We start from the raw sequence: 25615 nt of genomic DNA on the forward strand, positions 1-25615 counted from the left end.
GAATTACTCTGCGGTATGTGCGTCGGTGGCGCAGGCGGGTTTGCCAGCAGCGTATTTAAGACTGGGATCGACCAGCGCATCGAAGCGTTTGAGCGCTTCGGAGCCGATCAGGAGCGGGTATTGGAAGGCACTGCGGTCGGTCAAGTTCACTTCGATGCTGCGTAAAGCCGAACCCATGCAGATATCCAGCTCGATGACCGGACGGGCGGTGTACTTTTTGCCTTCTTCCGGGTCGTAGTCACCGGCCCGGCGCTTGATCTTGCTGACACGGGCCAGCGGTCGTTCGATCGGGTGCGAATGCGCGGCGTCGATAGCCAGATAGAAGCGCACCCAGGATTCGCCATTGCGTTTGAAACGTTTGATGTCGCGGGCACTCAGCGAAGCGGTTTTCGCCCCGGTGTCGAGTTTGGCGGCGACTTCCAGATTGATGCCGTCCAGCGAAGCGTACTCATTGAGGCCGTACACAGTCTTTTCCCCGGCCGCGGCGAAACCTGGCAGGCCAAAAAGACAAAGGAATGTGGTGAAGGGCTTGAGTCTCATAAATCCTGGTGCGCAGCGGTCCGTTCTTCAATTCAAGGCCCTGGCATTGCTGCACAAGCTCCCTCGTATGCCTATCTGCTTTTTATGACAGGCAATGCAGATGACAAGCAAATGCGGGCGGCATTCTAGCACGGTGGGTTTATGGCGCCAGCGCTGGCCGGCGGCTATAACTTGAGGTGTTGCTTCCTTATGGTGCAGCGTGGTTATTAGACGATTGTCGACAATATCGAATTATCCTTTGACGTGAACGGCCATATTCGCTAGTTTTTGCGGCATTGGTTTTCAAGGTGTCGACAATATGCTGGATCAACTCGATCCCCCGGTCACGATTCAGGACGACTCGGAAACACTTTCCGAAAACGTCTTCCGACGTATTCAGGCGGCCATCGTCAAGGGCGAAATCGCCCCGGGCAGCAAGATCTCCGAGCCGGAGCTGGCGCGCACCTACGGCATTAGCCGCGGGCCGCTGCGTGAGGCCATTCACCGTCTGGAAGGCCAGCGCCTGCTGGTTCGCGTGCCGCACGTCGGGGCGCGGGTGGTGTCGCTGAGCCACGCCGAACTGCTGGAACTCTACGAAATTCGCGAATCCCTGGAAGGCATGGCGTGCCGTCTGGCGGCTGAACGCATGACGGTCGAAGAAATCGACGAACTGCGCCGGGTGCTCGAAACACACGAGCGCGATGCGGCGTTTCAGGCCGGTGTCGGTTACTACCAGCAGGAAGGCGATTTCGACTTTCATTACCGGATCATCCAGGGCAGCGGCAACCGCACCCTGACCCAGATGCTTTGCGGTGAGCTCTATCAGCTGGTGCGCATGTACCGCATCCAGTTTTCCACCACGCCCAATCGGCCGCGCCAGGCGTTTGCCGAACACCACCGAATTCTCGATGCCATCGCCGACCGTGACGGTGAATTGGCCGAGTTGTTGATGCGCCGTCACATCGGCGCCTCCAAACGCAATATCGCCCGTCACTACCAGGACGGCGCTAACCCGACAGCCACTGAACGAGGTGAGTCATGAGTTCCAACAAGAGCACTCCAGGCCAGCGTTTCCGCGATGCGGTCGCCAGCGAACATCCGCTGCAAGTGGTTGGCACGATCAACGCCAACCACGCATTGCTGGCCAAGCGCGCCGGTTTCAAGGCTATTTACCTGTCGGGTGGCGGGGTGGCTGCCGGCTCCCTCGGCGTGCCGGACCTGGGGATTACCGGTCTGGATGACGTGCTGACCGACGTGCGCCGCATCACTGACGTCTGCGACTTGCCACTGTTGGTGGACGTGGACACCGGGTTCGGTTCCTCGGCGTTCAACGTTGCCCGTACCGTGAAGTCGATGATCAAGTTTGGCGCAGCGGCGATTCACATCGAAGACCAGGTCGGCGCCAAGCGCTGCGGTCACCGTCCTAATAAAGAGATCGTCTCGCAGCAGGAAATGGTCGACCGCATCAAAGCGGCCGTCGATGCCCGCACCGACGACAGCTTCGTGATCATGGCGCGCACTGATGCGCTGGCGGTGGAAGGTCTTGAATCTGCGCTGGATCGCGCCGCGGCGTGCATCGAAGCCGGCGCCGACATGGTGTTCCCGGAAGCGATCACCGAGCTTGAGATGTACAAACTGTTCGCCAGCCGCGTGAAAGCGCCGATCCTGGCCAACATCACCGAATTCGGCGCGACGCCGCTGTACACCACCGAGCAACTCGCCGCTGCCGACGTGTCGCTGGTGCTGTACCCGCTGTCGGCGTTCCGCGCCATGAACAAAGCTGCGGAAAACGTCTACACGGCGATCCGCCGCGACGGCACGCAACAGAACGTGATCGACACCATGCAGACGCGCATGGAGCTTTACGATCGCATCGATTACCACACCTTTGAGCAGAAGCTCGATGCGTTGTTTGCGGCGAAGAAATAAAGATCAAAAGATCAAAAGATCGCAGCCTCGTTTCACTCGACAGCTCCTACAGGGCTGTTGTGAACGCGGTGTAGGAGCTGTCGAGCGAAGCGAGGCTGCGATCTTTCGGCATCACAAAGAACCTGATGAAACACAATTTGCCGATTCCCTGACAAATTCAAAAAAATTGGAGATAGCAATGGCCGAAGCAAAAGTACTCAGTGGCGCCGGGCTCCGTGGCCAGGTGGCCGGGCAAACCGCACTGTCCACCGTGGGCCAGTCGGGCGCAGGCCTGACCTATCGCGGCTATGACGTTCGCGAACTGGCGGCAGACGCACAATTCGAAGAAGTGGCTTACCTGCTGCTGTACGGCGAACTGCCGACCAAGGCACAACTGGCTGCCTACACCGAGAAACTGAGCAAGCTGCGCGACCTGCCGCAAGCGCTCAAAGAAGTGCTGGAACGCATCCCCGCCGACGCCCATCCGATGGACGTGATGCGCACCGGTTGCTCGTTTCTGGGCAACATCGAACCGGAGCAGGACTTCTCCGAGCAGCACGACAAAACCGACCGCTTGCTGGCCGCGTTCCCGGCGATCATGTGCTACTGGTATCGCTTCAGTCACGACGGCAAACGTATCAATTGCGTGACCGACGAAGCCTGCATCGGCGGCCATTTCCTGCACCTGCTGCACGACAAGAAACCGAGCGAGTTGCACGTCAAGGTGATGAACGTTTCGCTGATCCTCTACGCCGAACACGAGTTCAACGCCTCGACCTTCACCGCCCGGGTGTGCGCCTCGACGCTGTCGGATCTGTATTCCTGCATCACGGCGGCCATCGGCTCCCTGCGCGGCCCGCTGCACGGCGGCGCCAACGAAGCGGCGATGGAAATGATCGAGCGCTTTTCGTCGCCGGAAGAGGCCGTCGAAGGCACCCTCGACATGCTTGCGCGCAAGGACAAGATCATGGGCTTCGGCCACGCGATCTATAAGGACAACGATCCGCGCAACGAGGTGATCAAGGCCTGGTCGAAAAAGCTCTCTGACGAAGTGGGCGACACGGTGCTGTTCCCGGTGTCCGAAGCCATCGACAAGACCATGTGGGAACAGAAAAAACTGTTCCCGAACGCCGACTTCTACCATGCGTCGACGTACCACTTCATGGGCATTCCGACGAAGTTGTTCACGCCAATCTTCGTCTGCTCGCGCCTGACCGGCTGGGCGGCGCATGTGTTCGAACAACGCGCCAATAACCGCATCATCCGCCCGAGCGCCGAATACGTCGGCGTCGAACAGCGCAAGTTCGTGCCAATCGAACAACGCTGAATGGTGGGGGCTACCGCGCTGGTTACTGAATGAACCGGGAACCAGTGTGGGAGCGGGCTTGCTCGCGAAGACGGACTGGCATCCAACATTGATGTCGACTGACACTCCGCTTTCGCGAGCAAGCCCGCTCCCACATTAGATTGGGTTCAGTTCAGTAGCCGCGCCAGGCCCCACCTTTTGAAACCACCGTGACCGAGTCCTGACGATGAACACAAAATTCCGCAAACCGCTGCCCGGCAGCCATCTGGATTATTTCGACGTCCGCGCGGCGGTCGAGGCCATTTCGCCTGGCGCCTATGACACCCTGCCGTACACCTCCCGCGTGCTGGCGGAAAACCTTGTGCGTCGCTGCGACCCGGCCACGCTCACCGAATCGCTCAAACAATTCATCGAGCGCAAACGCGACCTCGACTTCCCATGGTTCCCCGCCCGCGTGGTGTGCCATGACATTCTTGGCCAGACTGCCTTGGTCGACCTCGCCGGCCTGCGCGATGCCATCGCCCTGCAAGGTGGTGACCCGGCGCAAGTGAACCCGGTGGTGCCGACGCAGCTGATCGTTGACCACTCCCTGGCCGTTGAGCGCGGCGGCTTCGACCCGGAAGCGTTCGAGAAGAACCGCGCCATTGAAGACCGTCGCAACGAAGACCGTTTCCACTTCATCAACTGGACCAAAAAAGCCTTCAAGAACGTCGACGTGATCCCGCCGGGCAACGGAATCATGCACCAGATCAACCTGGAGAAAATGTCGCCGGTGATTCAGGTCCGCGATGGCGTGGCCTTCCCCGATACCTGCGTCGGCACCGACAGTCACACCCCGCACGTCGATGCGCTGGGCGTGATCGCCATTGGTGTTGGTGGCCTGGAAGCGGAGAGCGTGATGCTGGGTCGCGCATCGTGGATGCGTCTGCCGGAAAGTGTCGGTGTCGAGCTCACTGGCAAGCTGCAACCGGGCATCACCGCCACCGACATGGTGCTGGCGCTGACCGAATACCTGCGCAAGCAAAAAGTCGTCGGCGCGTGGCTGGAATTCTTCGGTGAAGGGGCTTCGGCGCTGACCCTGGGCGACCGCGCGACCATTTCCAACATGGCCCCGGAATACGGCGCCACGGCGGCAATGTTCTACATCGACCAGCAGACCATCGACTACCTGAAACTCACCGGCCGTGAAGACGAGCAAGTGCAGCTGGTCGAGAATTACGCCAAGACCACCGGCCTGTGGGCTGACAGCCTCAAGGGGGCGCAATACGAGCGCGGCTTGACGTTTGACCTGTCCACCGTCGTGCGCAACATGGCCGGCCCGAGCAATCCGCATGCCCGTGTGGCGGTTTCGGATCTGGCCGCCAAAGGTATCTCCGGCCAGTGGGACGACGTGCCTGGCCAGATGCCGGATGGCGCAGTGATCATCGCCGCCATCACCAGTTGCACCAACACCAGCAATCCACGCAACGTGATTGCCGCTGGCCTGCTGGCGCGCAACGCCAACAAGCTCGGGCTGACCCGCAAGCCATGGGTCAAATCCTCGCTGGCGCCGGGTTCGAAGACCGTGGCGCTGTATCTGGATGAAGCCGGGCTGACTACAGAACTGGAGCAACTGGGCTTCGGCGTCGTGGCCTTCGCCTGCACCACGTGCAACGGCATGTCCGGCGCGCTGGACCCGGTGATCCAGCAGGAAATCATCGACCGCGATCTGTACGCCACGGCCGTACTCTCCGGTAACCGTAACTTCGACGGGCGGATTCACCCGTACGCGAAAAACGCGTTCCTGGCTTCGCCGCCATTGGTGGTGGCTTACGCCATTGCCGGGACCATCCGTTTCGACATCGAAAAAGATGTGTTGGGCGTGGTCGATGGCAAGGAAATCCGTCTGAAAGACATCTGGCCGAGCGACGAAGAAATCGACGCGGTGGTCAAGGCCTCGGTGAAACCGGAGCAGTTCCGTCAGGTGTACATCCCGATGTTCGCCATCCACGAAGACACCGGTCCGAAGGTCGCGCCGCTGTATGACTGGCGCGAAATGAGCACCTACATCCGTCGTCCGCCTTACTGGGAAGGTGCGCTGGCCGGCGCGCGTCCGCTCAAGGGCATGCGCCCGCTGGCGGTGCTGCCGGACAACATCACCACCGATCACCTGTCGCCTTCCAACGCGATCATGCTCGACAGCGCCGCCGGTGAATACCTGGCGAAAATGGGCCTGCCGGAAGAAGACTTCAACTCCTACGCCACCCACCGCGGCGACCACTTGACCGCGCAGCGCGCGACGTTCGCCAACCCGAAACTGTTCAACGAAATGGTCCGGGAAAACGGCAAGGTCAAGCAGGGTTCCCTGGCGCGGGTCGAGCCCGAAGGCCAGGTGATGCGCATGTGGGAAGCCATCGAAACCTACATGGAGCGCAAGCAGCCGCTGATCATCATCGCCGGTGCCGACTACGGCCAGGGTTCGTCCCGGGACTGGGCAGCCAAAGGTGTGCGTCTGGCGGGTGTGGAAGCGATTGCCGCTGAAGGTTTCGAGCGCATCCACCGCACCAACCTGGTGGGCATGGGCGTGTTGCCGCTGGAGTTCCAGTCGGGCACCGACCGTCACACCCTGGCCATCGACGGCAGCGAAACCTACGACGTGATCGGCGACCGCACTCCGCGTGCGACGCTGACGCTGGTGATCAATCGCAAGAATGGCGAACGCGTCGAAGTGCCGGTGACCTGCCGCCTCGACACCGCCGAAGAAGTGTCGATCTACGAGGCCGGCGGCGTGTTGCAGCGTTTCGCCCAGGACTTCCTCGAAGAATCGGCGGTCGCCGTCTAAATCACGAAGTGCGGACACGGGGTTTCAGGCCTGTGTCCGCCTGCCTTTACGATAAGGAGTAGGAGCACCAATGGCTCACGCACCTCAAATTAAAATCCCCGCCACCTATATGCGTGGCGGCACCAGCAAAGGCGTGTTCTTCAGCCTGAAAGACCTGCCCGAAGCGGCACAGATTCCCGGCCCGGCTCGCGATGCGTTATTGCTGCGAGTGATCGGCAGTCCCGACCCATACGACAAGCAAATCGATGGCATGGGCGGTGCCACGTCCAGCACCAGCAAAACCGTGATCCTGTCGAAAAGCCTCAAGGCCGACCATGACGTCGATTACCTGTTCGGTCAGGTCTCCATCGACAAGCCTTTCGTCGACTGGAGTGGCAACTGCGGCAACTTGTCGGCGGCGGTCGGTTCGTTCGCGGTCAGCAATGGCCTGGTGGACGCCAGCCGCATTCCGCACAACGGCGTGGCGGTGGTGCGCGTGTGGCAGGCTAACATCGGCAAGACCATCATCGCCCATGTGCCGATCACTAACGGTGAGGTCCAGGAAACCGGCGATTTCGAACTCGACGGCGTGACCTTTCCGGCAGCCGAAGTGCAGCTCGAATTCATCGACCCGGCGGCGGAAGAAGAGGGTGAAGGGGGTTCGATGTTCCCCACCGGCAATCTGGTGGATGACCTCGAAGTGCCGGGCGTCGGTACACTCAAGGCGACCCTGATCAACGCTGGCATCCCGACCATTTTCATCAACGCCGAAGACATCGGCTACACCGGCACCGAGTTGCAGGGCGCGATCAACGGCGACCTGAAGGCCCTGGCGATGTTCGAAACCATCCGCGCTTACGGTGCGTTGCGCATGGGGCTGATTGAGCATCTGGACGAAGCGGCCAAGCGTCAGCACACACCGAAGGTGGCGTTCGTCGCCAAACCGGCGGATTACATTGCCTCCAGCGGCAAAAAGATCGCCGCCACCGACATTGATTTGCTGGTGCGCGCGCTGTCCATGGGCAAACTGCACCACGCGATGATGGGCACGGCAGCGGTGGCCATCGGCACGGCGGCGGCAATTGCCGGCACGTTGGTGAACCTGGCGGCGGGCGGCATCGAACGCAACGCCGTGCGCTTCGGTCATCCCTCCGGCACGTTGCGCGTGGGCGCCGAGGCCAGTCAGGTCAACGGTGAATGGACCGTGAACAAAGCCATCATGAGCCGCAGTGCGCGGGTGTTGATGGAAGGTTATGTCCGCGTGCCGGGGGACTCTTTCTAACCCGACACTGAACCAATGTGGGAGCGGGCTTGCTCGCGAAGGCGGTGTATCAGGCAATATTGATTTCGACTGACACTCCCTCTTCGCGAGCAAGCCCGCTCCCACAGTTAATTGCATTTCAATAACAAGAATGGCGTCACCAACTAAGATTGATCCTGAACCGAGGTCCCATCAGCGAACCACTGACCGAGTGAATCGAACATGAGCGCCAACGTCGACCTGAACAACCGCCCCGACTACGACACGGTCCTGCAGGACATCGCTGACTACGTCCTCAACTTCAAAATCGACTCTACCGAGGCGCTTGATACCGCCCGCAATTGCCTGATGGACACCCTCGGCTGCGGTCTGCTGGCGCTGCGTTTTCCCGAATGCACCAAACACCTGGGACCCATCGTCGAAGGCACGGTCGTCCCTTTTGGCGCTCGCGTGCCGGGCACCAGTTACCGTCTCGATCCGGTCAAAGCGGCGTGGGACATCGGTTGCATCGTGCGCTGGCTCGATTACAACGACACCTGGCTCGCCGCCGAATGGGGGCATCCGTCCGATAACCTCGGTGCCATTCTCGCGGTGGCTGACCACCTGTCGCAAAAACGCCTGGCCAATGGCGATGCACCGCTGACCATTCGTGTGGTGTTGGAAGCGATGATCATGGCGCATGAGATTCAAGGCGTGATTGCGCTGGAAAATTCCTTCAATCGTGTCGGTATCGATCACGTCATCCTGGTGAAAGTCGCCTCGACCGCCGTCACCGCCAAGCTCATGGGCGCCAATCGCGAGCAACTACTGTCGGCGTTGTCCCATGCCTTTGCCGACGGCCAGGCGCTGCGTACTTACCGGCATGCACCCAATGCCGGGTCGCGTAAATCCTGGGCCGCGGGGGATGCGTCCAGTCGTGGCGTGCGTCTTGCGGACATTGCGATGCGTGGGGAGATGGGTATTCCCGGTGTGCTGACCGCCAGACAATGGGGGTTCTACGACGTGTTGTTCAGCCACACCAACAACGATCTGGCGCTCAAGCCTGAAGACAAACGTGGCTTCAGCTTCTCCCGGCCGTTCGGCAGTTACGTGATGGAAAACGTGCTGTTCAAGATCAGCTTTCCCGCCGAGTTTCATGCGCAAACTGCCTGCGAGGCCGCCGTCACCTTGCACCCATTGGTCAGGAATCGCCTGCACGAAATCGACAAGATCGTCATCACCACCCACGAATCGGCGATCCGCATCATCTCCAAGGTCGGCCCGCTGGCCAACGCCGCGGACCGCGACCACTGCATCCAGTACATGATCGCCGTACCCTTGGTGTTCGGCAATCTGGTGGCCGAGCAATACGAAGACAACTTCCACGCCGTGCATCCGATCATCGACGTGCTGCGCGACAAAATGGTCATCGTCGAAGACCCGCGTTTCACCCGCGAATACCTGGAGCCGGATAAACGCTCCATCGCTAATGCGGTGCAGGTGTTCTTCAAGGACGGCTCCAGCACCGAGAACGTGATAGTGGAGTACCCGATCGGCCATCGCCGTCGCCGCATCGATGGTATTCCGCTGCTGGAAGACAAGTTCAAAGCCAATCTGGCGACGCGCTTCACGGCTCAGCGCAGTGCCGAGATCTTTGCATTGTGCAAGGACCAGGCTGCGCTTGAAGCGACTCCGGTGAACCGGTTTGTGGATTTGTTTGTGATCTAGGAGACCGAGTTATCGTTCTTCGCGAGCAAGCCCGCTCCCACATTGGATCTTTGTCGTACACAAAATCTGTGTTCGCTGAAGATCAAATGTGGGAGCGGGCTTGCTCGCGAAGGCGGCCTGGCAGGCGCTGAAGAACTACTTGAACCGCCGCTCCACACCTTTCTCTACCAGAATCTTCGCAGAGATTTCTTCCACGGAGAAATGCGTGGAATTGATGTGGGCAATGTTCTCGCGGCGAAACAGATTCTCCACCTCGCGCACTTCGAATTCGCACTGCGCGTAGCTCGAATAGCGGCTGTTGGGCTTGCGCTCATTGCGGATGGCTGTAAGCCGGTCCGGGTCGATGGTCAGGCCGAACAGCTTGTGATGATGGGCGCGCAGGGCGGTTGGCAGTTGCAGGCGCTCCATGTCGTCTTCGGTCAGCGGGTAATTGGCCGCGCGGATGCCGAATTGCATGGCCATGTACAAACACGTCGGGGTTTTACCACAGCGCGACACACCCACTAGTATCAGGTCAGCTTTGTCGTAATAGTGGGTGCGGGCGCCGTCGTCGTTGTCGAGGGCGAAGTTCACCGCCTCGATGCGCTCCATGTAATTGGAGTTGCCACCGATGGAGTGGGATTTGCCGACGGTGTAGGAAGAATGCTCGGTCAGTTCCTGTTCCAGTGGCGCCAGGAAGGTCGAGAAAATGTCGATCATGAAACCATTCGATGTCGCGAGGATCTCACGAATGTCCTGATTGACGATGGTGTCGAAAATAATCGGACGAAAACCATCGTTTTCGGCGGCTTTGTTGATTTGTTGTACCATGGCCCGCGCTTTATCCGCGTTGTCTATGTAGGGCCGCGTGATTTTGCTGAAGGTAATGTTTTCGAACTGCGCCAACAGGCTTTGACCGAGGGTTTCGGCCGTAATGCCCGTGCCATCGGAGATAAAGAAAGCAGATCGTTTCATTTGCACCTTGAGCCTTAAGCTAGTGACGATTCTTGGATATAGTAGGCGCGATTTGTCGGCCGCCAGTGGCCAGCATTCTCACTTATTTTCCAGGTCCAGGCCATACAGCCGGCAAATGCTCCCCCGAGTCGCCGGCTTCTGAGCTTTTCCAACACAGTTAGTGGAGAGATCACCTTGGTAGAGTACGTAGTTTCCCTCGATAAGCTCGGCGTCCATGATGTAGAGCATGTGGGGGGCAAGAACGCATCCCTGGGCGAGATGATCAGTAACCTTGCAGGTGCCGGTGTATCGGTGCCCGGTGGCTTCGCCACGACAGCTCAGGCGTATCGTGATTTCCTGGAACTGAGCGGTCTGAACGATCAGATCCACGCAGCCCTCGACGCGCTGGATGTCGACGATGTCAACGCCCTGGCCAAAACCGGCGCCCAGATCCGTCAATGGATCATGGAAGCCGAATTCCCCGAGAAGCTCAACGCCGAGATCCGCACTGCGTTCGCCACGCTGTCGGCCGGCAACCCTGACATGGCCGTTGCCGTGCGCTCTTCCGCTACCGCCGAAGACTTGCCGGACGCTTCCTTTGCTGGCCAGCAGGAAACCTTCCTGAACATCCGTGGTGTCGAAAACGTTATTCGCGCCGCCAAAGAGGTGTTCGCTTCGCTGTTCAACGACCGCGCGATTTCCTACCGCGTCCACCAGGGCTTCGACCACAAGCTGGTTGCCCTGTCGGCTGGCGTGCAGCGCATGGTCCGCTCCGAAACCGGCACCGCCGGCGTGATGTTCACCCTCGATACCGAATCGGGCTTCCGTGACGTGGTGTTCATCACCGGCGCTTACGGCCTGGGTGAAACCGTCGTGCAAGGCGCGGTGAACCCGGATGAGTTCTACGTCCACAAAGGCACGCTGGAAGCCGGTCGTCCGGCCATCCTGCGTCGCAATCTGGGCAGCAAAGCCATCAAGATGATCTACGGCGAAGTCGCCACGGCCGGTAAATCGGTCAAGACCATCGACGTCGACAAGGCCGATCGTGCCCGTTTCTGTCTGAGCGACGCTGAAGTCAGCGAGCTGGCCAAACAAGCGATGATCATCGAGAAGCACTACAAGTGCCCGATGGACATCGAATGGGCCAAAGACGGCGACGACGGCAAGCTCTACATCGTTCAGGCCCGTCCTGAAACCGTGAAGAGCCGCACTTCGGCCAATGTCATGGAACGCTACCTGTTGAAAGAAACCGGCACCGTGCTGGTGGAAGGTCGTGCCATCGGCCAGCGCATCGGCGCCGGCAAGGTCCGCATCATCAAGGACGTGTCCGAGATGGACAAAGTCCAGCCCGGCGACGTACTGGTCTCCGACATGACCGACCCGGACTGGGAGCCGGTGATGAAGCGCGCCAGCGCCATCGTCACCAACCGTGGCGGTCGTACCTGCCACGCGGCAATCATCGCCCGTGAGCTGGGCATCCCGGCCGTGGTCGGTTGCGGCAACGCCACCCAACTGTTGCAAGACGGCCAGGGCGTGACCGTTTCCTGCGCTGAAGGCGACACCGGTTACATCTTCGAAGGCGAACTGGGTTTCGACATCAAGAAAAACTCCGTGGATGCCATGCCGGATCTGCCGTTCAAGATCATGATGAACGTCGGCAACCCGGACCGTGCCTTCGACTTCGCGCAGCTGCCGAACGCCGGTGTGGGCCTGGCCCGTCTGGAATTCATCATCAACCGCATGATCGGTGTTCACCCGAAAGCGCTGTTGAACTACGACGGTCTGCCACAGGACATCAAGGACAGCGTTGACAAGCGCATCGCCGGTTACAACGATCCTGTTGACTTCTATGTCGACAAACTGGTTGAAGGCATCAGCACCCTGGCCGCTGCGTTCACCCCGAAAAAGGTCATCGTGCGTCTGTCGGACTTCAAGTCCAACGAATACGCGAACCTGATTGGTGGCAAGCTCTACGAGCCGGAAGAAGAAAACCCGATGCTGGGCTTCCGTGGCGCTTCGCGTTACATCAGCGAATCGTTCCGTGACTGCTTCGAACTTGAGTGCCGTGCTCTCAAGCGCGTGCGCAACGAGATGGGCCTGACCAACGTTGAAATCATGGTTCCGTTCGTTCGTACCCTCGGCGAAGCCAGCCAAGTGATCGATCTGTTGGCCGAAAATGGCCTGGCTCGCGGCGAGAATGGTCTGCGCATCATCATGATGTGCGAGCTGCCGTCCAACGCGATCCTGGCTGAAGAGTTCCTCGAGTTCTTCGACGGCTTCTCCATCGGCTCCAACGACCTGACCCAGCTGACACTGGGTCTGGACCGTGACTCCGGGATCATCGCGCACCTGTTCGACGAGCGTAATCCTGCGGTCAAGAAGCTGCTGGCCAATGCTATTCAGGCCTGCAACAAGGCCGGCAAGTACATCGGCATCTGCGGTCAGGGCCCTTCGGACCACCCTGATCTGGCCAAATGGCTGATGGAGCAGGGCATCGAAAGCGTTTCGCTGAACCCCGACTCCGTGCTGGAAACCTGGTTTTTCCTGGCTGAGGGTCAGGCTTCGGCCTGATGGTGTGGACGGGCCGCTCTCTGTGGGAGCGAGCCTGCTCGCGATGGTCGTAAACGATAACGCGTACTTGCTGGATAAACGCGTTGTTCTGGCGTCCTTCGCGAGCAGGCTCGCTCCCACACTGGCCGGCTCTTTCAGATATTCAAGTAGGGCGGGCTCCTCTGGATGCCGCCCTTTTTTGTGCAAGAGCATTATGCAAAGCAGCAGCAACCTATTTCCTGTCGCCCTGATCAGCGCCGAACGGCGCGGTGATCTGAGCGAAGACGTCTATCGTTTGAAACCCGGCAACAGCCCCGACGGTACCGTCGAACTGGCTGTGACGCGCTTGGGCCTGGCCGATGAGCCGGCGGTGCGTGGCGTCCCGGTGATTCTGTTGCACGGCAGCTTTTCCAATCGACGATTCTGGTTCTCTCCCAAAGGTTTGGGGTTGGGGGCTTATCTGACGCGTCTGGGGTTCGATGTGTGGATTCCGGAAATGCGCGGTCATGGGCTGTCTCAGCGCAATCAGGACTATCGCAAAAACCGCGTCGCCGACTACGCGCGTTACGATTTGCCGGCCATTGGCGCATTCGTTCGCGAGCAAAGCGGCCAGGTCCCACACTGGATCGGTCACTCGCTGGGTGGCATTACGCTGGCGGCGGCGCTGGGTGGAGAATACATCGGCGAGCCTGTCGTCGCGTCTGCGGCGTTCTTCGGTACGCAGGTCAGCCGTACCTACTGGCCGTTGAAGTTTCCACCGGTGGAGTGGAGCGGGCGCTTCATCCTCAAGCGGTTTGCCCAACTGTCAGGTTCACGCCTTAAGCGCGGCCCGGAGGACGAGCCGATTGGCCTGGCCCTGGAAAGCATGCGCTGGTACGGGCTGTTCGGGCGTTTTGGCGATGCCGACAAGGACTGGTGGGCGGGTTTGGCCGAGGTTCAGTTACCGGTGTTGGCCGTGAGTGCCGCGGGCGATCATCAGGACCCGACCTGGGCCTGCCGCAAGCTGTTCGATCAGGTCGGCTCCGAGCACAAGCAATTCATCACCCTTGGCCGCGAGCAAGGCTTTGGCGATAATTTCGGTCATGTGGAAATGCTTGTCAGCAAGGCTGCGCAGACGGAAGTCTGGCCTTTGGTGGCGCGTTGGCTGGCAGATCAACAGACGCCTTTGCTGGGTGGAAAGCCGGATTTGGCCGCGGCAATTTGAGCCTGATGCTCTAACAAGGGCATTTCGCTCGGAACGGCTTGCGGCTAAGATATGACGCATTAAGCGGTTCTGGTCACTTTTGGTGATTGACTCGATCGGCGCGTTTGCAGCCGTTGAGCCTTGGTCCGCGTATGCTGCCTACTCGATTGTCTTCCTTTTCACAGGAGTTTCTCGATGAACCATTACCTCACGCCTGATCTTTGCGATGCCTACCCGGAGCTGGTGCAGGTGCTGGAACCGATGTTCAGCAATTTCGGTGGCCGTGATTCTTTCGGCGGCGAAATCGTGACCATCAAATGCTTCGAAGATAATTCGCTGGTCAAGGAGCAAGTCGCGCTCAAGGGTAACGGTAAAGTGCTGGTGGTCGACGGTGGCGGTTCCCTGCGCCGCGCGCTGTTGGGCGACCTGCTGGCCGAGAAAGCCGCCAGTAACGGTTGGGAAGGGCTGGTGATCTACGGTTGCATTCGCGACGTCGACGTCATCGCGCAAACCGATCTGGGGGTTCAGGCCCTGGCCAGTCACCCGATGAAAACCGACCGGCGCGGTGTGGGTGAACTCAATATTGCCGTGACCTTCGCGGGTGTGACTTTCCACCCGGGTCACTATGTTTATGCGGATAACAACGGCGTGATCATTTCGCCAAGCCCGCTGAAGATGCCTGAATAAAGCGCGTTTCATTAAAGGGGTGAGGATGTTCGAGGAGGAAAACGCGCAGTGGGGGCTGGTGCATGCCCTGGTGCTGGACGGTAAAGGCGGTGCGCGTTCGATAGCCCGGACTGAACTCGATGACTTGCAACTGCAGGCCCATGAAAGCCTGTGGCTGCACTGGGATCGCAGTCACCCGCAAACCCAGACCTGGTTGCGTAAATACAGCGGTCTGAGTGAATTTAGTTGCGACTTGTTGCTGGAAGAGAACACCCGGCCGCGTCTTTTGCCGCTGCCGGACTCCGAGCTGTTGCTGTTTCTGCGCGGAATCAACCTCAATCCAGGTGCCGAGCCGGAAGACATGGTCTCGGTGCGGATCTTCGGGGCGGCCCAGCGGGTGATCTCGCTGCGTCTGCGGCCATCGCGCGCCACCGATGAGTTGCTGGCGCAACTGGCTGAAGGCAAAGGGCCGAGAACCGCCTCCGAACTCATTCTTTATATGGCGCAGTACCTCACTAACAAAGTGCAGGATCTGGTCAGCTGCCTCTCGGAAATCGTCGATGAGGAAGAAGAAAAGCTGGATACCGACGAACGGTATACGCCGGAGCATGGGGCTGTTTTGCAGATCCGTCGCAGAGCGGCCGCACTGAAACGTTTTCTGGCACCGCAACGGGATATTTTCGGTCAGTTGACGCGAATAAAACTACCGTGGTTCGTTGAAGACGATGGCGATTACTGGAACGAATTGAACAACAGCCTGACCCGTTATCTCGAGGAGCTGGAATTGACCCGAGAGCGCGTGGGGCTGGTCCTGGAGGCCGAAGACCGGCGTCTGAGCGTGCGCATGAATCGCACGATGTACCGCTTCGGGATCATCACCGGGATCTTTTTGCCGATGAGTTTCCTGACCGGTCTTTTGGGTATCAACGTCGGCGGTATTCCGTTCTCCACCAGCCCTTATGGCTTCCTGATCGCCTGCTTGCTGGCAGGCTCGGTAGCGCTGGGACAGTGGTGGCTATTCCGACGTTTGCGCTGGTTCTGATGATGAGTCATGTGACCCGACCAAATTTGACCGCGTCTTTCACAGATATCACGAGAGGTGCGTATGCACGATCCGTTTGAACAGTCTTTGCGTGACATGCTCAAAGCTTCGCCGTCCAGCCGTGACGACGATGCCTGCCTGGGCCGCGTGCTGAAAACCGCCAACCGCCAGGTCGGTGCCGGCGATCTGTTCAGCCTGCTGGGCCGCTGGTTGCCCGCGCTGATGATCGCCCTGAATAACGGATCGGCCCATATCTCGCCGGTTTCCCGTCTTCGTAAACCTACCGCTCGCACTGCTGATAAGGCTGATTGAATATGGAACTTGATCTCTGGACTCAGAGCCTCGTCACTGCAATGACTGCGTTATGGACCAAGGTTGCAAACTTCATTCCGAACCTGTTTGGCGCACTGGTTGTGCTGCTGCTGGGTTTTGTCGTGGCCAAACTGCTGGACACACTGCTCTCCAAATTGCTTGCCAAACTGGGCCTCGATCGCCTGATGGGCGGCACCGGGCTGACCAAATTGCTGTCCCGAGCAGGCCTTCAGGTACCTATCTCGACGTTGATCGGCAAAATCGTGTATTGGTTCGTTCTGCTGATTTTTCTGGTTTCGGCCGCAGAATCGCTTGGACTTGAGCGAGTTTCGGCTACGCTGGACATGTTGGCGCTGTATTTGCCGAAAGTATTCGGCGCTGCGCTGGTACTGCTGGTGGGTGTCTTGCTGGCGCAACTGGCCAATGGGCTGGTGCGTGGCGCGGCTGAAGGCGTAGGGCTTGATTACGCCGCGGGCCTGGGGCGAATTGCCCAGGGCCTGGTGATCATCATCAGTATTTCGGTTGCGATCAGCCAGTTGGAGGTCAAGACTGACCTGCTCAACCATGTGATCGTGATCGTCTTGATTACCGTTGGTCTGGCGGTTGCGCTGGCCATGGGGTTGGGAAGCCGGGAAATTGCCGGTCAGATTCTTGCGGGAATCTATGTGCGTGAGTTGTATCAGGTTGGGCAACAAGTGCGAGTTGGCGAGGTCGAAGGTCAGATCGAAGAGATCGGCACGGTTAAAACCACCGTGCTGACCGATGAGGGTGAGCTAGTCTCTCTCTCGAATCGGATTCTCTTGGAGCAGCATGTGAGTAGCCGCTAACCCGGCAAATCCTGCTAATGTATGCCGCCGCAAAATGTCCTGAAGGACTGCGGCGGACATTGACCTGACTGTCGGCCAGACTTGTTTTGAATAAAGCTCAATCGCTCTCCACGCGCTACGACCCCCGCGAGCTCTCTGATGAGGAGTTGGTCGCGCGCTCGCATACCGAGCTGTTTCACGTAACGCGCGCTTATGAAGAACTGATGCGGCGTTACCAGCGAACATTATTTAACGTTTGTGCACGGTATCTTGGGAACGATCGTGATGCAGACGATGTCTGTCAGGAAGTGATGTTGAAGGTGCTCTACGGCCTGAAGAACTTCGAGGGGAAATCGAAGTTCAAGACATGGCTATATAGCATCACGTACAACGAGTGCATCACGCAGTATCGGAAAGAACGGCGAAAGCGTCGCTTGATGGACGCTTTGAGTCTGGACCCCCTCGAGGAAGCATCTGAAGAAAAGATGCCGAAACCCGAGGAAAAGGGTGGACTTGATCGCTGGCTGGTGTATGTGAACCCGATCGACCGGGAAATTCTGGTGCTACGATTTGTCGCAGAGCTGGAATTTCAGGAGATCGCAGACATAATGCACATGGGTTTGAGTGCAACAAAAATGCGTTACAAACGCGCTCTAGACAAATTGCGTGAGAAATTTGCAGGCATTGCTGAAACTTAGTTCGGCGCAAATATCTCTTACGTGTAGGCAAGTTCTGATAGACTTGCCGCCGAGTTGTCCCCCGGTTTGCGGGACTGCTTCACAATCACCAGATGGGGATTTAACGGATGAAACTGAAAAACACCTTGGGCTTGGCCATTGGTTCTCTTATTGCTGCCACTTCGTTCGGCGCTCTGGCACAAGGCCAAGGCGCAGTTGAAATCGAAGGCTTCGCTAAGAAAGAAATGTTCGATAGCGCTCGTGACTTCAAGAACAACGGCAACCTGTTCGGCGGTTCGATCGGTTATTTCCTGACCGACGACGTTGAACTGCGTCTGGCCTACGACGAAGTGCACAACGCACGTGCTGAAGATGGCCGTAACATCAAGGGCTCGAACACCGCTCTGGATGCTCTGTACCACTTCAACAACCCGGGCGACATGCTGCGTCCGTACGTATCGGCTGGCTTCTCCGACCAGAGCATCGGTCAGAACGGTTCCGGTGGTCGTAACGGTTCCACCTTCGCCAACGTTGGCGGCGGTGCCAAGCTGTACTTCACCGACAACTTCTACGCCCGTGCTGGCGTTGAAGCTCAATACAACATCGACCAGGGCGACACCGAGTGGGCTCCTAGCGTCGGTATCGGTGTGAACTTCGGTGGCGGCTCCAAGCCTGCTGCTGCTCCAGTTCCAGCACCAGCTGAAGTTTGCGCTGACAGCGACAACGATGGCGTTTGCGACAACGTTGACAAGTGCCCGGACACCCCAGCCAACGTAACTGTTGACGCTGATGGCTGCCCAGCAGTTGCTGAAGTTGTTCGTGTTGAGCTGGACGTGAAGTTCGACTTCGACAAGTCGGTAGTCAAGCCTAACAGCTACGGCGACATCAAGAACCTGGCTGACTTCATGAAGCAGTACCCATCCACCACTACTACTGTTGAAGGTCACACTGACTCCGTCGGTCCTGACGCTTACAACCAGAAACTGTCCGAGCGTCGTGCAAACGCCGTTAAGCAAGTTCTGACCAACCAGTACGGTGTTGAATCGTCCCGCGTTCAGTCTGTTGGCTACGGCGAATCCCGCCCAGTTGCTGACAACAAAACTGACGCTGGTCGCGCTGTAAACCGTCGCGTAGAAGCGCAGGTTGAAGCTAGCGCTAAGTAATTAGCTCGCAGCTCTGGAAAAGCCCGGCTTAGGCCGGGCTTTTCTTTGTCTGCGATTTGGGTTTCAGCGTTGGTTTTGCGTTGTTTCTAAAAGATCGCAGCCTGCGGCAGCTCCAGGGATAAATGCCAAATCCATGTAGGAGCCGCCGCAGGCTGCGATCTTTTTGATCCCTACAAAGATAAACACCGAGCCAATACAGGAGCTGCCGCAGGTTGCGATCTTTTGATCTCATCGCAGGTCGCCACCGCACCGATCACCAGAATCGCCGGGCTTTTAAGTCGGAAGTCGCAGGCATCGTCTTCCATGGCTGCCAAGTCGCTCCGACATTCCCGTTGGTGCGGCAGGGAAGCATTTTCGATCATCGCCACAGGCGTATCGGCAGCCATTCCGCCGGCCAGCAGTTGCTCACGAATTTCACTGAGTTTCGCCACGCCCATATAGATCACCAGCGTGGTGCCCCCTTGAGCCAGGGCCTGCCAGTTCAGGCTGCTGTCATCTTGAGTGTGCGCCGTGACCAGTGTCACGCCACGCGCGACGCCCCGCAGCGTCAGCGGAATATCGCATTGGGTCGCGCCGGCAAGACCCGCGGTGATGCCATTGACCAGCTCAACCTCGACACCACGCTCACGCAGCCATTGCGCTTCTTCACCGCCGCGCCCGAAGATGCACGGATCACCACCCTTGAGCCGTACCACGCATTTGCCGTGACGGGTATAACGCAACATCAAGCGATGAATGAAGGCTTGAGGCGTGGAGCGACAGCCACCGCGCTTACCGACAGGAATGATTCGCGCGTTCGGGCAATGCTCCAGCACTGCCTCATTGACCAGATCGTCGATCAGCACCACGTCCGCTTCGCGCAACGCTCGAACCGCCTTGAGGGTCAGCAATTCAGGGTCGCCAGGACCCGCACCCACCAGCCAGACTTTTGCGCTCATAGTGTTTTCCTCACGAGATGACGGCGACTGGCTGCGCGGTGGCGGCCAGCAAACGCTTGATTTCCGGGACGCAGGAGCCGCATTGCGTGCCACAGCCCAGTTCTTGTTTCAAACCCTGCAAATCCAGGCCACGACCAATGCCGGCACACACCGCGTTCTGGCTGACGTTCATGCAGTTGCACAGGGTTTTGGTGCCGGATGCCGGTCCGGCAGCGGCGCCCGGTGGCGCACTCAAAGGCGCCAGCAGCCAACGGCGTAGCTGTTCGTCGGCGCGACCTTCGAGCCACAGACTTTGCAGCCAGTGTTGGGCCAACGTTTCACCGGCCAGGCGAATCGCGGTGATCCGACCGTCCTCGATCCGTACCCGCTTGCCGATCGAGCGCCGAGGATCGTCGTAGGCCAATACCGGGCCGTCGTTGAGCCCCAGGCACTGATCGATATCACGCAACAACTGCGGGTCTGGCGCGGTGGCGCTGGCAGCGCGTATCAGCAGTGCAGGACGCTCACGGCCGGTCAGGCTGAGGCTTGCGTAGGAAAACGCCTCGCAGAGCGGTCGTAGCGTCTCCAAATGCTGTTGAACATCACCCTCTATCAGAGCGAAAAGCTGCCAGGGCAATTGCACAGGCTCGAGTCGCACACCGCTGTGTTTGAGTTCCGGTTGTTTCGACAATGGGTCGAAGGCGGGGAGGGTGAGGGTATTCACGCCGCCCTTGAGAAAGCGGTCGCCCCAATGCATCGGCAGAAATGCCTGGCCCGGACGTACGCTGTCATCGCTGCTGACCGGCACGATCACCGAGCCCCGGCGACTTTTCAGATTGATCAGATCGCCAGGTTGCAGACGATGCCGACGCAGTTCATCCGGGTGCAGGCTCAACACGGCTTCACTGACATGGCCGAATAGCTGCGCGGCGGTGCCGGTGCGGCTCATGCCGTGCCATTGATCGCGCAGGCGGCCGGTGATCAGGGTCAGCGGGAAGCGCGCATCGCGTTGTTCCTTGGCGGCGCGATACGGGTCGGTGATGAACTGTGCACGCCCGCTGGCGGTCGGGAAAACTCCGTCGAGATACAGCCGCGCCGTGCCTTCGCGGGCCCCGGCGGGGAAGGGCCATTGCTGCGGGCCGAGCTGGTCGATCAGCGCATGGCTGATTCCGGAGAGGTCGAGGTCGCGGCCGCGAGTCAGGTGTTTGTATTCGTCGAAGACCTGCGCCGGGGTTTCAAAGGCAAACAGGCTGGTGGCTCCAGGGCGCAGATGTTTTTCCAGGCGCTGTGCGAAATCCATGGTGATCGACCAGTCGGGCCGTGCTTCACCGGGTGCGCCGATAGCCTGACGGACGTGGGAAATGCGCCGTTCGGAGTTGGTGACCGTGCCGTCCTTTTCACCCCAACTGGCGGCGGGCAACAGCAGGTCGGCGAACGCGGCGGTTTCGGTGGTGCGAAAGGCTTCCTGCAACACCACGAACGGACAGGCTTGCAGTGCCTCGCGCACAGCGGTCTGGTCCGGCAGCGACTGTGCAGGGTTAGTGCAGGCGATCCACAGGGCTTTGATCTTGCCGCTGCGCATCTGCTCGAACAGCTCGATGGCCGTCAGGCCGGTGTTCGCGGGCAGTTGATCAACGCCCCAGTATTCGGCTACTTGTGCGCGGTGGTCGGCATTGGCCGCTTCGCGATGGCCTGGCAACAGGTTCGACAAACTGCCGGTTTCCCGGCCGCCCATGGCATTTGGCTGACCAGTCAGCGAGAAAGGTCCTGCACCCGGCCGGCCGATTTGTCCGGTAGCCAGGTGCAGGTTGATCAACGCGCTGTTCTTCGCGCTGCCGGCAGTGGACTGATTCAGCCCCATGCACCACAGCGACAGAAAGCTCGGTGAAGTGCCGACCCATTGCGCGCATTGATGCAGTTGCTCGACGCTGATGCCACAGAGTTGCGACACCATTGTCGGGGTGTAATCACGCACCAGGTTTTTCAGTTCGGCCAGGCCTTCGGTGTGGGCCTTGATGAAATCGCGGTCGACCCAGTCTTCCCACAGCAACAGATGCAAAATCCCATGGAACAGGGCGACATCGGTGCCGGGCAGAATCGCCAGGTGCAGGTCAGCCAAATCGCAGGTGTCGGTGCGCCGTGGGTCGATGACGATGATTTTCATCTGTGGGCGACGGGATTTGGCTTCTTCCAGGCGACGAAACAGTACAGGGTGGGCGTAGGCCATGTTGCTGCCGACGATCATCACGCAGTCGCTCAGTTCCAGGTCTTCGTAGTTGCAGGGCGGAGCATCGGCGCCGAGGCTGCGCTTGTAGCCGACCACCGCTGAAGACATGCACAGCCGTGAATTACTGTCGATGTTGTTGGTGCCCACCAGCGCTCGCGCCAGTTTGTTGAAGGCGTAGTAATCCTCGGTCAGCAACTGTCCGGAGATATAGAACGCAACGCTGTCCGGGCCATGCTCGGCGATGGTTTCGGCGAAGACGCTGGCGGCGTGATCGAGCGCTGTGTCCCAGTCGGTGCGGCTGCGGGCCAGGCCTTTGCCCAGGCGCAGTTCCGGGTACAACGCCCGTGCCGTCAGGTCGCCAGTCAGGTGCAAGGTCGAACCTTTACTGCACAATTTGCCGAAGTTGGCCGGGTGCGCCGGATCGCCGCTGACGCCGAGGATGCGCTCGCCGTCGTGCTCGATCAGCACGCCGCAGCCGACCCCGCAGTAGCAGCAAGTGGAGGCAGTGATTTGACGGTCCATCAGCTTGCTTCCCGTAGCGCCAGCAGCACCCGGCCGTTCTCGACCCGTGCCGAGTGATGGTGGGCACAGCCGATATCCGGGGCCTGGGCTTCGCCGGTTTCAAGGTCGATCTGCCAGTTGTGCAGCGGGCAGGCGACTCGTTTGCCGTAGATCAAACCTTGGGACAGTGGCCCGCCCTTGTGCGGGCAGCGGTCGTCGAGGGCGAAAACCTCATCGTCGCTGGTACGAAAAATCGCGATGTCGCCTTTCGGGCCGGCAACGATCCGCGAGCCCAGGGCGTTGATTTCTTCCAGTGCGCAGATATCCAGCCAGTTCATACCGGCACCTCCAGATTCTTCACCGTGATGACGTCGAATTCTTTCTTCAACAGCGGTTGCTCCAGGCGTTCCTTCCACGGGTCCTGTTCGAATGACAGAGAGAATTGCAGACGATCGTTGAGCGCTTTGCGCCGCTCGGGGTCTTCCAGCACGGCTTTCTTGATGTGTTCCATGCCGACCCGTTGCAGGTAGTGCACAGTGCGTTCGAGGTAGAAAGCTTCTTCGCGATAGAGCTGCAGGAACGCGCCGTTGTATTCACGCACTTCTTCGGCGGTCTTGAGCTTGACGAAGAACTCCGCGACTTCGGTTTTGATCCCGCCGTTGCCGCCGATGTACATCTCCCAGCCGGAATCCACGCCGATAATTCCCACATCCTTGATCCCCGCTTCCGAGCAGTTGCGTGGGCAACCGGAGACGGCCAGTTTCACTTTGTGCGGCGACCACATGTTGAACAGGTCGTGCTCAAGCTCGATGCCCAGTTGCGTGGAGTTCTGGGTGCCGAAGCGGCAGAACTCGCTGCCAACACAGGTTTTTACGGTGCGGATGGATTTGCCGTAGGCGTGGCCGGACGGCATGTCCAGGTCTTTCCATACACCTGGCAGGTCCTGCTTTTTGATCCCTAGCAAGTCGATACGCTGGCCGCCGGTGACCTTGACCATCGGCACGTTGTACTTATCGGCCACGTCGGCAATGCGCCGCAGCTCTGAAGGATTGGTCACACCGCCCCACATCCGCGGGACTACAGAGTAAGTGCCGTCTTTCTGAATGTTGGCGTGGGCGCGTTCGTTGATCAGGCGCGATTGTGGATCGTCCTTGGCTTCGCCCGGCCAAGTGGAAATCAGGTAGTAGTTGAGCGCCGGACGGCACGTGGCGCAACCGTTCGGGGTGCGCCAGTTCAGGTAGCTCATGGTGCCGGCGATGGTCAGCAGGTGCTGGTCGCGGATGGCCTGGCGGATTTGCCCGTGGTTGAGGTCACTGCAACCGCAGATGGCTTTCTCGCTTTTCGGCTTGACGTCCGCCGCACCGCCCACGGTATTGATCAGGATCTGCTCGACGAGACCGGCGCAGGAACCGCAAGAACTGGCGGCCTTGGTGTGCTTTTTCACATCATCGACGCTGAACAGCCCGTGTTCCTGAATCGCCTTGACGATGGTGCCTTTGCACACGCCATTGCAGCCGCAGACTTCGGCGGTGTCGGCCATGCTCATGGCTTTGTCCTGGCCCTGGTGTCCTACATCGCCCAAGGCGTTTTCGCCAAACATCAGGTGATCGCGGATCTCGCCGATGGCGTGGTTCTCACGGATCTGCCGGAAATACCAGCCACCGTCTGCCGTATCGCCGTACAGACAGGCGCCGACCAGCACGTCATCCTTGATCACCAGTTTTTTGTAGACGCCGCCGATCGGGTCGGAGAGGGTGATGGTCTCGGTGCCTTCGCCGCCCATGAAGTCGCCGGCGGAAAACAGGTCGATACCGGTGACTTTCAATTTGGTCGACGTCACCGAACCCTTGTAGGTGGCGAAACCCAGCTGGGCGAGGTGGTTGGCGCAGACCTTGGCCTGTTCGAACAGCGGCGCGACCAGGCCGTAGGCGATGCCACGGTGGCTGGCGCATTCGCCGATGGCGTAGACCCGAGGGTCGTAGGTTTGCATCGTGTCGTTGACCAGAATCCCGCGATTGCACGGGATGCCGGATTTTTCCGCGAGTTCGGTGTTGGGACGAATCCCAGCAGCCATCACCACCAGGTCGGCGGGGATGATGTCGCCGTTCTTGAACTCAACCGAGCCGACCCGGCCATTGCCGGCGTCGTGCAGGGCCTGGGTCTGTTCGCACAGGCGGAAATGCAGGCCACGGGCTTCCAGGGCGGTTTGCAGGAGTTGGCCGCTGGTTTTGTCCAGTTGCCGCTCCAGCAGCCATTCGCCGATGTGCACCACGGTGACGTGCATGCCGCGCAGCATCAGGCCGTTGGCGGCTTCAAGACCCAGCAGGCCGCCGCCGATGACCACGGCGTGCTTGTGGGTCTTGGCGGTGTCGATCATCGCCTGGGTGTCGGCAATGTCGCGGTAGCCGATCACGCCCTGCAAGGTGTTGCCGGGGATCGGCAGGATGAACGGGGTCGAACCGGTGGCAATCAGCAGGCGGTCGTATTCGGCCTCGGTGCCGTCTTCGGCGATGACCCGACGTTTGACCCGGTCGATCTCCACCACTTTACGGTTGAGCAGCAGCTTGATGTTGTTTTCCAGGTACCAGTCCAGATCGTTGAGCACGATCTCTTCGAAGGTCTGTTCGCCAGCCAATACGGGCGACAGCAGGATGCGGTTGTAGTTGGTATGGGGTTCGGCGCCGAAGACCGTGATGTCGTACAGCTCATTACTCAGCTTGAGCAGTTCTTCCAGGGTACGTACCCCGGCCATGCCGTTGCCGATCATCACCAGTTTTAGTTTTTTCATCAGGTTCTCCGGGGAGCTCGGGCCTGCCTCATCAGGGCATTCAGGCCTTGCTCGACAAAATTTTGCGCAAACAAAAAAAGGCGTCCCGCTAGTTAACTAGCGAGGACGCCTTTGTCCTTGTCCCGTTCTCTCGGGCAGCGCAGCCTTCTACGTTGAAGGTTGGGCTTTATGTATGTTGGGAAAGGTAATGCAGTGGTTGTGCCAAGTCGCCCAAATGCGGAATTTATGGGCTCTCACCGTGGGAGGAGGGTGTTTGCGTGCACCGGATCAATGCGCCATGCCCGGTTTTGAAGCAGAAAAGATCAAAAGATCGCAGGCTTCGCCAGCTCCTACAGGAGATCGTGGGCAC

20 protein-coding genes are annotated in these 25615 nt (G+C 59.3%); 14 read left to right on the forward strand and 6 right to left on the reverse strand.

Going from position 1 to position 25615, the window contains the following annotated elements; genetic code table 11:
- Positions 1-3: 3 nt before the first annotated feature.
- The gene (locus tag IB250_RS00070) at positions 4-540 is read right to left on the reverse strand and encodes an ATP-dependent zinc protease (RefSeq protein WP_007902103.1); all 537 of its coding nucleotides are present in this window, start codon (positions 538-540) and stop codon (positions 4-6) included.
- Positions 541-841: 301 nt separating this feature from the next.
- On the opposite strand from IB250_RS00070, the gene IB250_RS00075 reads away from it, so the two are divergent.
- The 6 genes from IB250_RS00075 (at position 842) to prpD (ending at position 9501) form a co-directional block, all read left to right on the forward strand.
- On the forward strand, positions 842-1561 hold the full coding sequence (locus IB250_RS00075; protein WP_177319500.1) for a GntR family transcriptional regulator: 720 nt from the start codon (positions 842-844) through the stop codon (positions 1559-1561).
- Positions 1558-2448, forward strand: a complete 891-nt coding sequence (gene prpB / locus IB250_RS00080; protein ID WP_007902093.1) for a methylisocitrate lyase — start codon at positions 1558-1560, stop codon at positions 2446-2448. The genes IB250_RS00075 and prpB overlap by 4 nt, the downstream gene beginning before the upstream one ends.
- Before the next feature lie 178 nt (positions 2449-2626).
- Positions 2627-3754 carry a 2-methylcitrate synthase gene (gene prpC / locus IB250_RS00085; RefSeq protein ID WP_192342508.1) on the forward strand — a complete coding sequence of 376 codons (1128 nt, stop codon included), beginning with the start codon at positions 2627-2629 and terminating at the stop codon, positions 3752-3754.
- 205 nt (positions 3755-3959) lie between these two features.
- The gene (gene acnD / locus IB250_RS00090) at positions 3960-6554 is read left to right on the forward strand and encodes a Fe/S-dependent 2-methylisocitrate dehydratase AcnD (protein WP_192342509.1); all 2595 of its coding nucleotides are present in this window, start codon (positions 3960-3962) and stop codon (positions 6552-6554) included.
- Between the two features lie 70 nt (positions 6555-6624).
- Complete coding sequence (prpF, locus tag IB250_RS00095; RefSeq protein WP_192342510.1) at positions 6625-7815, forward strand: 2-methylaconitate cis-trans isomerase PrpF; 1191 nt, start codon at positions 6625-6627, stop codon at positions 7813-7815.
- A gap of 201 nt (positions 7816-8016) precedes the next feature.
- Positions 8017-9501 (forward strand): 2-methylcitrate dehydratase, encoded by a 1485-nt coding sequence (gene prpD, locus IB250_RS00100; RefSeq protein WP_192342511.1) that lies wholly within the window; start codon positions 8017-8019, stop codon positions 9499-9501.
- A gap of 135 nt (positions 9502-9636) precedes the next feature.
- On the opposite strand, the gene IB250_RS00105 is transcribed toward prpD, so the two are convergent.
- The gene (locus tag IB250_RS00105) at positions 9637-10455 is read right to left on the reverse strand and encodes a pyruvate, water dikinase regulatory protein (protein WP_007902088.1); all 819 of its coding nucleotides are present in this window, start codon (positions 10453-10455) and stop codon (positions 9637-9639) included.
- Between the two features lie 174 nt (positions 10456-10629).
- Between IB250_RS00105 and ppsA the strand changes: the two genes are divergently transcribed.
- The 8 genes from ppsA to IB250_RS00145 all read left to right on the forward strand — a co-directional run bounded on the left by ppsA (position 10630) and on the right by IB250_RS00145 (position 18833).
- Positions 10630-13005, forward strand: a complete 2376-nt coding sequence (ppsA, locus tag IB250_RS00110; protein WP_192342512.1) for a phosphoenolpyruvate synthase — start codon at positions 10630-10632, stop codon at positions 13003-13005.
- 193 nt (positions 13006-13198) lie between these two features.
- Positions 13199-14188: an alpha/beta fold hydrolase gene (locus IB250_RS00115; protein ID WP_192342513.1), complete on the forward strand. Its 990-nt coding sequence runs from the start codon at positions 13199-13201 to the stop codon at positions 14186-14188.
- Positions 14189-14362: 174 nt separating this feature from the next.
- The gene (gene rraA, locus IB250_RS00120; protein WP_007902085.1) at positions 14363-14854 is read left to right on the forward strand and encodes a ribonuclease E activity regulator RraA; all 492 of its coding nucleotides are present in this window, start codon (positions 14363-14365) and stop codon (positions 14852-14854) included.
- 25 nt (positions 14855-14879) lie between these two features.
- Complete coding sequence (locus IB250_RS00125) at positions 14880-15875, forward strand: zinc transporter ZntB (protein WP_192342514.1); 996 nt, start codon at positions 14880-14882, stop codon at positions 15873-15875.
- A gap of 63 nt (positions 15876-15938) precedes the next feature.
- A complete protein-coding gene (locus IB250_RS00130) occupies positions 15939-16187 on the forward strand; it encodes a hypothetical protein (protein WP_007902080.1) in 249 nt (82 codons plus the stop codon).
- Between the two features lie 2 nt (positions 16188-16189).
- Complete coding sequence (locus IB250_RS00135) at positions 16190-17014, forward strand: mechanosensitive ion channel family protein (RefSeq protein WP_007902078.1); 825 nt, start codon at positions 16190-16192, stop codon at positions 17012-17014.
- Between the two features lie 86 nt (positions 17015-17100).
- Positions 17101-17691, forward strand: a complete 591-nt coding sequence (gene sigX / locus IB250_RS00140; protein WP_032830573.1) for an RNA polymerase sigma factor SigX — start codon at positions 17101-17103, stop codon at positions 17689-17691.
- A gap of 107 nt (positions 17692-17798) precedes the next feature.
- Complete coding sequence (locus IB250_RS00145) at positions 17799-18833, forward strand: OmpA family protein (protein ID WP_008074091.1); 1035 nt, start codon at positions 17799-17801, stop codon at positions 18831-18833.
- A 170-nt stretch (positions 18834-19003) separates the two neighbouring features.
- Here IB250_RS00145 and cobA read toward each other — a convergent pair whose 3' ends face one another.
- The 4 genes from cobA to nirB are packed head-to-tail and all read right to left on the reverse strand — an operon-like array spanning position 19004 to position 25266.
- On the reverse strand, positions 19004-19771 hold the full coding sequence (gene cobA, locus IB250_RS00150; protein ID WP_192342515.1) for a uroporphyrinogen-III C-methyltransferase: 768 nt from the start codon (positions 19769-19771) through the stop codon (positions 19004-19006).
- A gap of 10 nt (positions 19772-19781) precedes the next feature.
- Positions 19782-22499 (reverse strand): nitrate reductase, encoded by a 2718-nt coding sequence (locus IB250_RS00155; protein ID WP_192342516.1) that lies wholly within the window; start codon positions 22497-22499, stop codon positions 19782-19784.
- Complete coding sequence (nirD, locus tag IB250_RS00160; RefSeq protein ID WP_140679783.1) at positions 22499-22816, reverse strand: nitrite reductase small subunit NirD; 318 nt, start codon at positions 22814-22816, stop codon at positions 22499-22501. The genes IB250_RS00155 and nirD overlap by 1 nt, the downstream gene beginning before the upstream one ends.
- Positions 22813-25266, reverse strand: coding sequence for a nitrite reductase large subunit NirB (gene nirB, locus IB250_RS00165; RefSeq protein WP_192342517.1), 2454 nt, complete (start codon positions 25264-25266; stop codon positions 22813-22815). Before nirB ends, nirD begins: the two co-directional genes overlap by 4 nt.
- Positions 25267-25615: the final 349 nt, after the last annotated feature.

This window comes from Pseudomonas sp. PDM09, assembly GCF_014852305.1.
Lineage (GTDB): Bacteria > Pseudomonadota > Gammaproteobacteria > Pseudomonadales > Pseudomonadaceae > Aquipseudomonas.